Origin of the sequence: Magnetospirillum gryphiswaldense MSR-1 v2, assembly GCF_000513295.1 — a bacterium.
Taxonomy (GTDB): domain Bacteria; phylum Pseudomonadota; class Alphaproteobacteria; order Rhodospirillales; family Magnetospirillaceae; genus Magnetospirillum; species Magnetospirillum gryphiswaldense.
In genome coordinates, this window is record NC_023065.1 from 167,221 (window position 1) to 181,545 (window position 14,325).

The following is a 14,325-nucleotide window of genomic DNA, read 5'->3' on the forward strand; positions in this document are numbered from 1 at the left end:
GGCGGTGGCGATGGTCACCAGGGCTTCGGCGCTGGCCAGGGACTGGCCGGCGGCGGCGGTCTTGCCCGCCACTTCGGCCTGAAGATTGGCGACGATCTTGACCTGGGTCTGGGCGATGGCGGCCTTGGCGGCGGCGGCTTCCGACGCGGTGGCGGCGGCCTTGGCGAAGCTGCCGGCGTCGGCAGCGGCGGCCTTGGCGGCGGTCACGTCCAGCGCGGCATCGGCCTCGGCGACCTTGGCCAGGGCGTCGTCGGTGCCGTCGACACCATCGCTGTAGCTGTTTTGAGCGGTCGCCGCCAGTGATGCGGCATCGCTGGCGGTGCCGTCGTCATAGGCGTTCTGCGCCGCCAGCAAGGCGGCATTGGCGGTGGTGGTGGCGCTGGCAGTGGTGGTGCTGGCGGTGGTGATGGCGGCGGCGGCGCTGTTCTTGGCCGCCTGCAAGGCCGAGACATCGATGCCGCGCGCCTGCAAGGCGGCGATCTTGGTAGCCAACAGGGTGTCGCGGCTGGAAAAGTCGGCCAGACGGGTGGTCGATCCGGTGATTTCACCGTTCAAGGTGGTGCGCAGATCGCCGACACCATTGCCGTCGATCAGGTTGCGGGCATCCAAGGTGGCGGTGGCGGCGGCAGCGGCCTTTTGTGCCGCGCTCTGTGCAGCGGCGGCGGCATCGGCGGCGGCGGCCTGGGCGGCGACGATGGTCTGGGCGTCGGCGGCGGCAGCCTGGGCTTGCAGGGACTTGGCCAGATTCAGGGATTCAAACGCCTGGCCGGCATAGGATTGAGCCAGGGCGGCCTGCTTGGCCACTTCCGCCTGAATGCCGACGGCCTGGGCAAGATCGGCCTCGGCCTTGGCCAGCGAGGCGCGGGCGGCCTCGGCGGCGGCGGCCTGCGGGTCGTTACTGTCGTTGTCGAAATCGCCGTCGTTGTCGAGGTCGATTCCCATCTGATCGGGCAGGTCGGCGGCCAGATCGCGTGCCGCCTGGGCGGCGATCACGGCGGCATCCGCATTGGCGATCAGCGTCTGCGCCGCGTCCGAAGCGGCCTTGGCGGCGTTATAGGCGGTTTGGGCGGCGGTGAAGGCGGCCAGGGCCTCGGCGCTGCTGACGCTTTCATCATTGTTGGCATCGACGGCGGCAACGGCGGCGCCGGCGGTCTGCGACTGGGTCCGGGCCGTGCTGACGTAATCAATGCCGTCACTGTCGCCGCTGGCGCTGGTCAGCTTGTCGAGCGCGTCCTGGGCGCTGTCCAGGGCGCTGGACATGGCGGTATCGACCTGACGCTGGGCCGTGTACTGGGCGATGGTTTCCGCCGCTTCGGCATTGGACAGGCCGGCGGCGGCGTCGGCCAGGGCCGATTGCGCCGCCACATAGGCGATGGCGGCGTTGGTCGAGTTGGTTTCCGCCAAGGTGGCGCGATCAACGGCGGCATCGGCGGCGGCGCGGGCGTTGATCGCAGCGTCAACGGCGTTGTCATAGGCGGCGATGGCGCTGTCCAGCGCATCCTTGTAGGCCAGCACCAGCGGATCGCTGGCATCGTTGCTGGCCTCGGTCAGGGCTGCATCATAGGTGGCCTGGGCGGCGTTCTTGGCGGCCATCTGCGAATCGCGGGCGGCGTCGGCGGCGGCGGCCTTGATCAGCGGATCGCGGCTGGCGGTGCTGGCGGCGCTGGAATCGGCGGCGGCTTCCTCGTAGCCGGTCTTGGCCGCGGCCAGCGAGGTTTCCGCCTGGGCATAGGCTTCCTTGGCGCCATAGCGGCTGGTGACGGCCAAGCCGGTGCGCCAGCTTTCCGCCGCCGCTTCCAGGTTGGCGGCGGCGGCGGCGATAGCCTTGGCGGCGGCGGCATGGGATTGCGCCAGCCGGTTCTGATCGGCGGCGTCGGCCAGATATTGGGTGGCGCTGGGGTGGCCTTCGGCGGCGCTGGCGGCGGCGTTGAAGGCAGCCTTGGCCGCCAGGGCGGCGGCCTGGCTGCGGGTGGCGGCGGCCTGGGCACCGGCGATGTCGCCATCGTCATAGGCGGTCTGGGCGCTGGCCTTTTCCGCCAGGGCGGTGACCTTGTGGGCGGCGGCCTGGGCGGCATAGGTTTCCGCCTGATCCTCGGCCAGGGCATCGGATTGGGCCTTGGCATCCTCGGCGTTTTTGATGGCCAGGGCTTGATCGGCAGCGGCCTTGGCGGCGGCGGCCTCGGCCTCGGCCTGGGCGGCGGCGGCGGCGGCAAAGGCATCGCTACGGGCGCTTGCGGCTTCGGCGATCTGGGCCGCCTGACTTTTGGCGGCGGTGGCATCATCCTGGGCCTTGGTCGCCTTGACCGCCTGCAATTCCAGGCTGGCGATGGCGTCTTTGGCCAAGCCGATATTGCCGTTCTGGCTATCGGCCTGGGTGGAATTGCTGGCCGGGCGCAGCGCCAGCAGGGCATCGAACTGGGTCTTGGCGGCACCGAGCGCCGCATTGGCGGCGGCAGCCTTGGTGGCCGCGTCGGTGTTGGCGCTGGCGGCGCTGGTGCTTTGCGCCAGAACCGCCGCTTCCTTGGCATCGTGGTTGTCGGCGGTCATTTCCGCCGACCGCGCCTTGGCGGCGACCAGGGCGGCCTTGGCGGCGGTGGCGAACGAGGCGGCGCTGGTGGCGTTGGTCTGGGCGGTGCTCAGATATTGCTGAATGGCCGCCAGCCCCTTGGCCGCAGCCTCGACCAGGGCGGCATCGGCCTGGGTGCGGGCGGTGGCGGCGGCGGTGCCGGCCTCGGTGGCGGCGATTCGGGCGGCATCGGCGGCGGCTTCGGCGACCGTGCGGGTGACGGCGGCGTTGGCCAGGGCCAATTGCGCCTGGGCGGCGGCCAGTTTGCTGGCGGCGGTATCGGCGGCAGTTTGGGCGGCGGCGTGGGCGCTGGTGGTGGTGGCGTTGCTGAAGGCGGCCTTGGCGGCGGCGGCGTCGACCAGGGCCTGATCGGCCTGTTGCTTCAACTGGGTGGCGTCTTCGACAGCGGCTTCCGCCTTGTCGCGGGCGGCATCGATCCCGGCGGCATCCGCCGTCGCCTTCAGCGCGTTGGCATCGGCCAGGGACAGGGTGTTGGCGGCGACGTCGCGATAGGCCTCGGCGGCGTCGGCGGCGGCGTCGGCGGCGTCGCGGGCGGCGGCGGCGGAGGCCACCGCCTTGACCGCCGCCTGATAGATGGTGTCCATCTCGTCGGTATTGACCCGCCAAGTCTCGGACTTGGTCAGGGCGGCCTCGGCGGCGGCGCGGGCGTCTTCCGCCGCCTGATACTTGACGATGGCCAGATTAGCCGCCTCGCGGGCGGTGGTGGCGTCGCTGGTGGCGTCGGTCAGGTTGCCCACATGGGCTTCCGCCTCGGTGGCCTCTTGTTTGGCGGTCTGGGCCAGATCCTCGGCCTGTTTGGTGGCGGTCACCGCCAGATTGACGGCATCGATGATTTCCGCCCGCACCGCGTTGGTGGCGGTGCCTTGGGCGTAATCGGTATACCACTCCGCCGCCGCCCATTCGGATTGGGCCTTGGTGTTGGCATCATAGGCGGCCAGCAACGCAGTCATCTTGGCCGTCGCCTGGGTTTCCAGGCTGGTGACGATATTGTGCTTGGCGCTATAGGCAGTGTTGGCGGCGGCGGCCAGGGCTTCCGCCGTGTCGGCTTCGGTGTCAAGGGCGGTATAGGCGGTCTGCCACTGGGTTTGCAGATCGGTGAAATAGGCCTGCACTTCCAACAACGACGCGTTGCTTTGCGCCACCAGCACGGTGGTGGCTTCCATCACCACGCTTTCATCGCTCGAGCCCAAGGCGGCGATGGCGTTGGTGATGCGGGTGTGGGCGTCGGCGGCAATGAGTTGCGCGGTCTTCCACGCCGCCACTTCGATATATTTGTCGGCTTCGGCGGTGGTGGCGGCGGGGTTCTCGGCCTTGTACTCGGCCAAGGCGGCCTGATAGCCGGCATCGGCGCTGTCCTTGGCCGATTGGGCGGCGGTCAGCGCCTCGGTCAGCAAGGATGCGCGGGTGCTGCCGGCGGCGGCATAGGCGTTCACCGTCTTGGTGGCGGCCAGGGCCAGATCGGTGCCGGTGGCGCTGCCGGCATCCAGGGCGGTGACGGCCTCGCCGGCATCGTCAAGGATGGGCTTGACGCTGCCATCGGCGTAGTCGCGCTTGACCGTGGCGGTGGCCAGCTTCTTCTGCCAGTCCAGATAAAGCGGCTGCTCGACCTTGCGGGCGTCGTCCAGATCGGTGATGACCGTCTGGTTGCTGGTTTTTGCGGTGTCCAGCGCCGTGGTGGTGCCGTTGCGGGCTTGCAGCAGCTGGGCTTCGCGCGCTTCGGCGGTGCCGCTGGTCCAGGCGTCGATGACTTCGGATTTCTGCGACGATTTCAGTACCGGCAGGGCGGCGTTGACGACGCCGGCGGCGGTTTCGCCACGGGTGAACTGAGTCTGAAGCGTGTTGATCTTGTTGAGGATGGCCGTGCTGGAAAAGCTTGATGCGGTGGTTTCCGCCTCGGATTTATAGGTGGCGGCTTCGGTCTGATATTTTTCCAGCTTGCTTTGCAGCAAGGTCACCTGGGACAGATCACCACTGCTTTGCAGGGCGATGATCTTGGTCTGAATGGCTTCCTGCCGCTCGGCGACGATTTCCATCTTGGCGGCAAGAACGGTGACCTTGGCCTCGGCCACCGCCACCTGCAGCGACGAGAACAGCCCGCTGGTCGCCCCCGCTCCCGCGGTCTCGGTCAGGATCTGGTTGATCTCGGTGGTCTTGCTGTCCAGCAATTCGGTCAGGGCGGCGATCTTGTCGTCGGCGTCGATGTCGCCGTCGCCATCCTCATCGGTACCGGCGGTGAGGACCGCATTGATTTCGGCCAGGACGGTCGCGTCGTCGTCATCGGTGTCGCCGTCGCCGTCCAGGTCGCCGGCGGCGAGGAAGGCGTCGACGGCGTCGTCGATGGCGTTGTCGTCGGCATCGCCGACGACACCATCGCCGTCATAATCGATGTCCGACACCATCCAGGCGGCGCCGGCATTGCCGCCTTGCAAGGTGACCGACAGCCCGCCGAGGAAATAGGACGCCAGATCGACGCCCTTGGCCCCGTACAGGGCCTGGATGGCAGCGATATCGTTTTCCTGCAGCGATAGCGGGTATTCCAGCGCCGAGCCGCCGAAATACGACATGATCGAGTAAAGGCGCGAATCATAGGCGTTGGTCGGGCTGCCGCCGCCATTATAGTCGCCGGCATGTTCCAGGCCCAAGGCGTGGCCGATTTCATGCAGCAGGGTGAAATAGCCGTACTCGCCCGGGTCCAACTGGCCGTTGTCGGCATAATCGGCGGCGATCCACACATCGCCGCCCTGACCGTCACCGGGCAAATAGGTCCAGGCGACGTCGGGGCCCAGCGTGGTGTTGGCGAAACGGATTTCGCCGCCGTCACCGGTGACCTCGACGAAGGTGATGTTGGCCGCCGCCGCCCATTGGGCCAGGGCAGCGCGTGCCGCGTCCTTTTGCGGGTCCGAGAACGACGAGAAACCGCCGGCCTCGATCTGGCCGGCATAGTCCACCGGCACGTTGTCGGGGAAGGAATAGGTGATGACGGTGCTGCCATCGGCATTGATGCCGGTCCATTTCTGTCCCGACAGCAATTCCAGGATGGCCAACATGCGCTCGGCGGTGCCGCCGGTGCCGGTGGGGGCGTCGGTGCCGACGCCGAATTCGGCCTGGACCAGGGCGTTGGGGGAGATGTGCGACAGCACTCCGCTGATGCCGGTCACCTGTCCGGCCAGCTTGCCCACTTCCGTCAGGGCGGCCAGCACTTCGCCGTCACGGTTAATGGGGGTGGGCAGCAGCGGCGGCGGTGGCGGCAGTTCGACCTTGACGCCGGCCAGGATATCAAGCACCTGACCGCGCATTTCGCCCATGGCCTGGGTGACCATGGCACGGGCACGTTCGCTCAGGCCGTTGAAATCGGTGGGGTCGTCCTGGCCGGTACGGTCTTGCAGCAGGTTGGGCGGCGGCGGCGCATCGTCGGGCTTGTTGGTGTTGTTGCTGTCGAAGCCCTTTTCGATCTTGTCCGAGAACGAACCGACCGAGGCGTTACCCAGCATCTTGTTGACGTCGCCGGGGCTGAACTGCTGCACCTGGGCGATGCCCTGCGGGCTGAGGTTCAGGCCCAGGCCGGGGGTGTTGATGGTGAAGCTTTGGCCCGATTGGGTGGTGATGTTCAACTGGCCGGTGGCGCCGCCCTTTTCCGGCGCCAGCACCACCTGCACGCCTTCACCGCTGACCCGTCCGCCGGCGGCGGTGCCGCGGATGCCGATGGTCATGCCCGGGGTTTTGACGATGGCTGCGTCGGGGGCCAGCTTGGCGATGTCGCCGGAAACGAAGGTGAACGAGCCGCCGACCACAGAAATCTGCGAGTTTCCGCTATGAGCCGACGGGTCATAGACCAGTTCGTCCAGCACCAGACGGCCCTTGGCACCGAGCGAGAAGGTGGATTTGTCGGCGAAGACGATGGCGACGTTGCCGCCGTCGCCGGTCTGCACCTGGTCGCCCTGATAGACGGTGTCGCCTTTTTTCAGGGTGCCTTTGCTGCCGTCGGCGTGGCGGACCTGGACGGTGCCGCCGGCCACTTCCACCGTGCCGATGGCCACTTGCCCAGTATTGCCGCCGGCCTGGGCGTATTGCGCCGGGGCCAGCGGGCCGACCAGCTTGGCGGCCAGGGCCGGGTCGATGACCAGACCGGCGGCGCCGACCAGATCGGGCGGGGTTTCACTGGCGAAATAGCCACGGATGACGACGCGGCTGCCGTCTTCGCCCACCAGGATCAGATCGCTGCCCGAGCGGACGTATTCGGCCGTCAGGATCAGGTCGCCGCCGGGCACATGCACGCGACCGGCGCCGGTGGCGTCGATGGTTTGGGACAAGGGCACACCCGCACCGCGCCCCGTCGAAGGGGTTCGGGAAACGCCGCCATTCTGGCCGTTATCGATGTTCGCCAATTCTATGCCGCCCGCCGTGAATTTACGCTCTAGGGGTGATTGGTCAATCGATATGCACAGCCTACACGTTAGCTATGCCGGTAATCCACCCATCCCACACCTAAGGTATAGTTTTTCGAGCAATTCTGAAAGAGCTGTGCGGTATGGGGTGATGAATGGCTGTCGACAAATGGGCGGGGTCAGAACCGCATGAACGGCGTGGCTCCGTCGGGGCCGAACAGGTAGACGACAAAGGGTTCCGGCGTGCCCGACATGCCGGGCGACCCCTGCGGCATGCCCGGTGCCGCCAGGCCGGTAGCCCGGGGGCGTTCCTTCAGCAATTTGTCGATGGCCGCCACCGGCACGTGGCCTTCGACCACATAGCCGTCGATAAGGGCGGTGTGGCACGATTCCATGCGCGCCGGCACATTGTAGCGGCGTTTGATCTGCTCGATCTCATCGATGTCGATGATCTTGGTTTTCTAGCCTTGGCCTTGCATGTACTCGGCCCAGCCCTGGCAACAGCCGCAACTGGGATTTTTGTACATGGTCAGCTCGGCCGCCAGGGCCGGCGTGGTGATCAGGGCAAGGGCAAGAGTGATGGCGATACGCATGGCGGCACCTATGGCGAAGGATGGGCCATCCTGGCCCGTCCGCCACCGGTGCCGCCATGATCCAGGTCAATCCTGGGTCAGCGCCCGGCCCAATTCGTCCAGCAGGTCCAGCACCTCGTGCGAGGCGGTGTTCATCAGATCCACCTCGAGATTGGCGTTGTCCATGTCGCCTTGGGCGTGCAGTTCCAGGGCGCGCTTGCCATGGGCGTGCACGCGCTGATGCGGATCGGCCAGACGGACAAAGGCCGGGTGCGCCTTGATGATCGGGTTGTCCACAGCATCGTACCATTTGCCCAGACGGCAGGAATGGTGGGTCGACACCCGGTCGGCGGTCAGGTCGTTGCGTTCCAGCAGGCGGTCGATGATGCTGCGCTTGAAGCGGACATGGTCGTTCTTGGCGATCTGGATGATGCTTTCGGCGTTGCTCAGGCTGGAGAATTCCTCGACCCGCTGATCCAGCACGGTGGCGGCCTTTTGCATGGCTTCCAGCACTTCCGAGATTTCATCCAGATTGCGGTTGGACAATTCGGCGATGCGCAAGGAACCGCCGGAAATCTCTGCCGCCGCTGCTGATTGCTGGGTCAGGATGCCGGCGATGTCGCGCATGTGGCCGGTGACGCCGTCGACCCGTTCGGCGATGGCGCCCAGGCCGTTGGTGACCTGATCCACCGCCTGTTGCCCTTCGGCGGCGGCGGCGGTGCTGTCATGCATGGATTTCAGCGCCGCGGCCATTTCCTGGGTCAGGGCGGCGATGCGGTTGCGGATATCCTCGGTGGCGCGTCCGGTCTGGTTGGCCAACCCCTTGACCTCGGCGGCGACCACGGCGAAGCCCTTGCCGGCTTCACCGGCGCGGGCCGCTTCGATGGTGGCGTTGAGGGCCAAAAGGTTGGTTTGGCTGGCGATGGCCTCGATCTGGTCGACCATGGCGCCGATCTGTTGCGACGCATTGGCCAGATTGCGGATCTTGCCGCCCACATCCTCGACCGCACTGGTCAGGGTCTCGGTGGCCTGACGGGCGGTGCCGGCATCGCGGACGCCGTTGCGGGCCGCCGCCTCGGCGTCGCCGGCTTCCGCTGCCGCCACTTCCGAGTTCTGGGCGATGGTGTTGACGGACGCCACCATCTCCTCGATGGCGGCGGCGATGGCCTGGCTTTCCTGCGCCGCCTTGCGCACGTCGCCCATCATCTTGGCCAGCACGACGCCGGCTTCGTTGCTTTGGATGGCCGCCTGGACTACGCCCTCCAATTGCGAACGCATGGATTTGTGCAAAGTGTCCTGGTTGGCCTGCATTTCCTCGACCAGACGCTTTTGCTCGGATTCCATCCAGGCCAGTTTCTTCGCCTCGTCGCGGACGACTTCGACGGCGCGGGCCATGTGGCCGATTTCGTCGGGGCGCTCGGTGCCGGTCAGCACGACGTTGAAATCGTGCTGGCTGATGCGGTCCATGGCCGTGGTCAGATGGCGGATGGGGTTGGTGATGCTGCGGGCCAGCAAGACGCTGACGACGATGGTGACCAGCAAGGTACCGATGACCAGGATGGCGATGGTGCGATGGACCTCGGCCAGTTGGTCGGCATAGGCCTGGCCATCCATGGCGATTTCGATGATTCCGAACGGCTTGCCGGAATAATCCAGCGCTGCTTGGCCAAGGACGGAAATGCGTTGGCCGCCATCAGTGAAGGTGCGCACCACCGGGGTGCCGGCCAGGGCCTGACGGATTTCATCCGTGCTCAGGCGCGAGCTTTCAAAGCTGGCGGCGAACAGCTTGAAGCCGTTTTCGTCAGGCACCAGCAGGCCGGCATCCAGCTTGTGGGCGGCCTTGAACTCGTCGAAGAACGGCTTGCCGAAGGACAGGCCGAATTCCACCGAGCCCACATGGGTTTCGCCGGCAAACAGGGGCACCACGCCGCGCACGCCCAGGCCGGCGCGACCGATTTCCAGGCCACGGGTGGGTTTTTTGGCGGCATTGGTGCGGATGACGGTTTCGCGGATTTTCGACAGGTCGTCGCCGAACTTGGCCGGCTGATGCGCCCGCAAAAACGACGTCGCCGGCGGCAGGTGGAACTGGAACTGCTCGACCGCATAGGGTTTGGTCAATTGCTTGAAGACGGGGGTCATCTGCACCGCCAGCCGGTCGCGCTCGCCGGCTTGCACCAGTTCGGGCACGCCGGGCAGGGCAGCGACCAGCGACGCCATGGCCTCGGCCTGACGGGAACTGGCGTCGATGGTTTCCACCAATTGGTCGAAACGGCTGTGCAACTCGACCTTTTCCGCGCTCGCGATCATACTGGTGAAATAGCCGTTGACGGCAAAGCCGATGACCAGGGCCGAAGCCAATGAGACGCCAACCAAAGCCAAGCCGAAACGAACGGCAATCCCAATGTGCATGTTCGATACACCCTTCCCGCGATAGACAACCGAGTGGTAGCCCCCCCACTGCGGGCGGATCATATGACAAAACCTTATAAGAATATACATATGTTCAAATATCTCGGGCGCGGTGTGGGGGCGGTGCGTCTTCTGTGCTTGGCGGAAGTGCTGACCATGGGGCCTGTATTCGCCTTTCCCGCGCTTTTGCCTGATTTTATTTCCCTATTCGACTTTTCCAGTACCGAGGCCGGTTGGCTGTCGGGGATCACCTTTGCCGGTTACGCGGCGGCGGTGCCGACCTTAAGCGCATTGACCGATCGTCTGGACGCCCGCCGGGTCTATGTGGCCGGGGCGGTGGTGGCCGGGCTGTCGGCGCTGCTGTTCGCGGTGTTGGCGGAAGGATTTTGGACAGCCTTGGTGTTCCGCGCCCTGGCCGGCATCGGTTTGGCCGGTACCTATATGCCGGGGCTGAAGGCTTTGGTCGACCGCACCGACGGGCCCGATCAGCCGAAATGGATGAGTTGGTACACCGCCAGCTTCTCGCTCGGTACCGGCATTTCGTTTTTGACCGCCGGGCTGTTCGCCGAAATCCTGGGCTGGCGTGGCGCCTTTGCCCTGCTGGGGGCGGGGGCCTTGGTGGCGGCTGCCCTGGTGCTGGCCCTGGACAACCGCATCCCCGCCGCCAAGCCTATCGGCAAGCTGTTGGACCTGCGTCCGGTTCTGGCCAATCGCCGGGTGATGGCCTATGTGCTGGGATACTTCGCCCATATGTGGGAATTGTTCGGCCTCAGGTCGTGGATGGTGGCTTTTCTGGCCTTTGCCGCCGCCGGTCCGGCCTTTCTCACCCCCACATTGGTGGCGGCGCTGTCGTCGGTGGTGGCCATGACCGCCAGCATCGGCGGTGCCGCCCTGGCGCTGAAATACGACCGCATTCGCACATGTTCACTGTTCGCCGTGGCCTCTGGCACCTGTGCCGTGCTGGTCGGGCTGTCGTCGGGCTGGGGGATGGCGGCGGTGGTGGTACTGATGCTGGTCTATAACGGCGTGGTGCAGTTGGATTCCGCCGCGCTGACCACCGGGGCGGTGCTGGCCGCCGAACCCGAACGCCGCGGCGCCTCCATCGCCGTGCATTCGCTGATCGGTTTTGCCGGCGCTTTCCTGGGGCCGCTGGCCTTTGGCTGGATTTTGGAAAGTGCCGGCGGCGCCCAATCGGCCCTGGCCTGGGCGCTGGCTTTTGCCAGCCTGGGTGCGGTGGCGGCCTTGGGGCCGCTGGCCCTGATCGGGCTGGGACGGGCGCGGTCGAAGTAATGTTTGCTTTATTAGGTCGTTCTTAATTACTGTATTCCCGACAAATAAGGCCGCAAATGGCCAGGGGACAGGGACACGGACAGGAGAGAACGGCCTTCGCCTTGCGCGCGAAGGGGGCCGTGTCCGTTTGCCTGAGCCTTTGGCGGCAAGCGGTCGACCCCAGGGAGCCAGTTCATGCGAGACCCCGTCACTTCTTGCGATTCCCAGCTTGGCCGGGCCGAGGTCAAGACCACCACCTGCTACATGTGCGCCTGCCGCTGCGGCATTCGCGTGCACTTACGCGATGGTGAAGTGCGCTATATCGAGGGCAACCCCGAACATCCCCTGAACCACGGCGTGATCTGCGCCAAGGGCGCGTCGGGGATCATGAAGCAATATTCCCCCGCCCGCCTGACCAAGCCGTTGAAGCGCAAGCAAGGAGCCGAGCGCGGTTCCAACCAGTTCGAGCCGATCGAGTGGGAAGAGGCGCTGTCCATGCTGGGCGACCGGTTGGACCACATCAGGAAGACCGACCCCAAGCAACTGGCCCTGTTCACCGGGCGCGACCAGATGCAGGCCTTGACCGGCATGTTCGCCAAGCAGTTCGGCACCCCCAATTATGCCGCCCATGGTGGTTTCTGCTCGGTCAACATGGCCGCCGGCATGATCTACACCATCGGCGGCTCGTTCTGGGAATTCGGCGGGCCTGATCTGGAGCGGGCCAAGCTGTTCGTGATGATCGGCACCGCCGAGGATCACCATTCCAATCCCATGAAGATCGAGCTGGCCAAGTTCAAGCGCGGCGGCGGGCGGTTCATCGCCATCAACCCGGTGCGCACCGGCTATGCCGCCATCGCCGATGAATGGATCCCCATCCGTACCGGCACCGATGGTGCCCTGCTGCTGGCGCTGATCCGCGAGATCATCGAAACCGGCCTGTTCGACCGCGAGTTCCTGATGCAATATTCCAATTCCGCTGAATTGGTCATCCAGGACATCAAGCGCGACGATCACGGCCTGTTCGCCCGTGACCCCAATGTCGGCGTGCGCCCCGACACCTTCGATACCCCCGACCGCTTCTGGTGGGACAAAGCCACCGACCAGCCGGTGCTGTCGCGCAGCAAGGGCACCGAGGGCCGGTTGATGGGCGAATACACCCTGCCCGACGGCACCCCGGTCAAGCCGGCCTTCCAGTTGCTGAAGGAGCGGGTCAAGGATTACACGCCGGAATGGGCCGAGGGCATCACCGGTATCCCCGCCGACACCATCCGCCGCCTCGCCCATGAGATGGGCATCACCGCGCGCGACCAGAAGATCGAATTGCCCATCGCCTGGACTGATTCGTGGGGCAACGAACACCAGACGGTGACCGGCAATCCGGTCGCCTTCCATTCCATGCGCGGTCTGGCCGCCCATTCCAACGGCTTCCACACCATCCGCGCCCTGGCCATTCTGATGAGCCTGTTGGGTACCATCGACCGTCCCGGCGGCTTCAGGCACCGCGCCCCGTTCCCGCGTCCGATCCCGCCGTGTCCGAAGCCGCCCAAGGGGCCGCACGCGGTCAAGCCGTCGACGCCCTTGGACGGCATGCCGCTGGGCTGGCCCGCCGATCCCGATGATCTGTCGGTGGACGAGAACGGCGCCCCCATGCGTCTGGACAAGGGCTTTTCCTGGGAATACCCGCTGTCGGTGCACGGTTTGATGCACAATGTCATCACCAATGCCTGGCGCGGCGACCCTTACCCCATCGACACGCTGTTCCTGTTCATGGCCAACATGGCGTGGAATTCGTCCATGAACACGTCGGAAGTCAGGAAGATGCTGACCGACAAGCACGAAAACGGCGAATACAAGATCCCGTTCGTGGTGGTCGGCGACGCCTTCCAGTCGGAAACCGTGGCCTTCGCCGATCTGGTGCTGCCCGATACCACCTATCTGGAACGCCACGACGTCATGTCCATGCTGGATCGGCCCATCTCGGAATTCGACGGGCCGGTCGATTCGGTGCGCGTGCCGATCATGCCGCCCCTGGGCGATTCGCGCCCGTTCCAGGACGTCATCATCGAACTGGCGACGCGGCTTAAGCTGCCCGCCTTCATGACCAAGGAAGGCACGCGCAAGTACCGCGACTATCCCGATTTCATCACCAATTTCGAGACCGAGCCGGGCTCGGGCATTGGCTTCCTGGCCGGCTGGCGCGGCAAATCGGGCGAAAAGTCCATGGTCGGCGAGCCCAATCCCAACCAATGGGACATGTATGCCCGCAACAACAACCACTACCACCACCATCTGCCCAAAAGCTTCCAGTACATGCGCAACTGGAACAAGGGCTACCTGACCTGGGCCCAGGGCAACCGGCTGGTGCGCTATCACGACCCCATCAACATCCATATCTATTCGGAAGTGCTGCAAAAATTCCGTCTTGCCGCCCAGGGTAAGTGGAAGGGCAAGCAGCCGCCGGACGAATTGCGGCCCCGGGTCGAACAGTTCTTCGACCCATTGCCGTTCCATTATGCGCCGCTGGAATGGGCCAAGACCGACACCGCTCGCTATCCGCTGTCGGCGCTGACCCAGCGGCCCATGGCCATGTACCATTCGTGGGATTCGCAAAACGCCTGGCTGCGGCAAATCCATACCCAGAACTACATCATGGTCCATCCCAGCGTCGGTGCTGGCAATGGCTTCGACGATGGTGGCTGGGTGTGGGTGGAAAGCCCGTGGGGCAAGGTGCGGTGCATGGCGCGCTTCACCGAGGCGGTGGAGCCGGGCACGGTGTGGACCTGGAACGCCATCGGCAAGGCCTCGGGCGCTTGGGGTCTGGACGGCGATGCCAACGAAGCCAAGAACGGTTTCCTGCTCAACCACCTGATTTCCGAGGAACTGCCCAACATGGTGGGCGGGCGGCATGTCTCCAACTCCGATCCGGTCACCGGGCAGGCGGCGTGGTACGACGTGCGCGTGCGCATCACCCCGGCTGCCGCCGACGAACCCCAGGAAAGCTGGCCGCAATTCCCCACTTTGGGGCAATTGCCGGGCCAGACCGGCTTTGGCGCCAAGATGCGCGCCTTCTTCGCCGGCAAGAAGCGTTGATCGGGGGACATGA

6 protein-coding genes (1 of these 6 only partly in view) are annotated in these 14,325 nt (G+C 65.7%); 2 read left to right on the top strand and 4 right to left on the bottom strand.

Translation table 11 applies throughout. The features are described from left to right. The 4 genes from MGMSRV2_RS20915 to MGMSRV2_RS00845 all read right to left on the bottom strand — a co-directional run. Nucleotides 1-6,897: the beginning of a LamG-like jellyroll fold domain-containing protein gene (locus MGMSRV2_RS20915; protein WP_144084250.1), read on the bottom strand. It extends 24,057 nt beyond the left edge of the window; only the first 6,897 of its 30,954 coding nucleotides appear in the window; the start codon lies at nucleotides 6,895-6,897; the stop codon falls past the left edge of the window. A 254-nt stretch (nucleotides 6,898-7,151) separates the two neighbouring features. Continuing rightward, on the bottom strand, nucleotides 7,152-7,367 hold the full coding sequence (locus tag MGMSRV2_RS00840) for a DUF411 domain-containing protein (RefSeq protein ID WP_024078409.1): 216 nt from the start codon (nucleotides 7,365-7,367) through the stop codon (nucleotides 7,152-7,154). Between the two features lie 66 nt (nucleotides 7,368-7,433). Continuing rightward, entirely contained in the window at nucleotides 7,434-7,565 is a 132-nt protein-coding gene (locus MGMSRV2_RS22120) for a DUF411 domain-containing protein (protein ID WP_024078410.1), read from the bottom strand. A gap of 66 nt (nucleotides 7,566-7,631) precedes the next feature. Then, nucleotides 7,632-9,953 carry a methyl-accepting chemotaxis protein gene (locus MGMSRV2_RS00845; RefSeq protein ID WP_041633363.1) on the bottom strand — a complete coding sequence of 774 codons (2,322 nt, stop codon included), beginning with the start codon at nucleotides 9,951-9,953 and terminating at the stop codon, nucleotides 7,632-7,634. Between the two features lie 90 nt (nucleotides 9,954-10,043). Here MGMSRV2_RS00845 and MGMSRV2_RS00850 point away from each other — a divergent pair, with 90 nt between their 5' ends. Both MGMSRV2_RS00850 and MGMSRV2_RS00855 read left to right on the top strand, forming a co-directional pair. Further along, a complete protein-coding gene (locus tag MGMSRV2_RS00850; protein ID WP_242410704.1) occupies nucleotides 10,044-11,243 on the top strand; it encodes an MFS transporter in 1,200 nt (399 codons plus the stop codon). Between the two features lie 174 nt (nucleotides 11,244-11,417). Next, nucleotides 11,418-14,312 carry a molybdopterin oxidoreductase family protein gene (locus MGMSRV2_RS00855; RefSeq protein ID WP_024078413.1) on the top strand — a complete coding sequence of 965 codons (2,895 nt, stop codon included), beginning with the start codon at nucleotides 11,418-11,420 and terminating at the stop codon, nucleotides 14,310-14,312. Nucleotides 14,313-14,325: the final 13 nt, after the last annotated feature.

Excerpts from the sequence above, each read along its gene's own strand:
- MGMSRV2_RS00840 (WP_024078409.1), bottom strand. The coding sequence starts at position 7,367 with ATGGAATCGTGCCACACCGCCCTTATCGACGGCTATGTGGTCGAAGGC.
- MGMSRV2_RS22120 (WP_024078410.1), bottom strand. The coding sequence starts at position 7,565 with ATGCGTATCGCCATCACTCTTGCCCTTGCCCTGATCACCACGCCGGCC.
- MGMSRV2_RS00845 (WP_041633363.1), bottom strand. The coding sequence starts at position 9,953 with ATGCACATTGGGATTGCCGTTCGTTTCGGCTTGGCTTTGGTTGGCGTC.
- MGMSRV2_RS00850 (WP_242410704.1), top strand. The coding sequence starts at position 10,044 with ATGTTCAAATATCTCGGGCGCGGTGTGGGGGCGGTGCGTCTTCTGTGC.
- MGMSRV2_RS00855 (WP_024078413.1), top strand. The coding sequence starts at position 11,418 with ATGCGAGACCCCGTCACTTCTTGCGATTCCCAGCTTGGCCGGGCCGAG.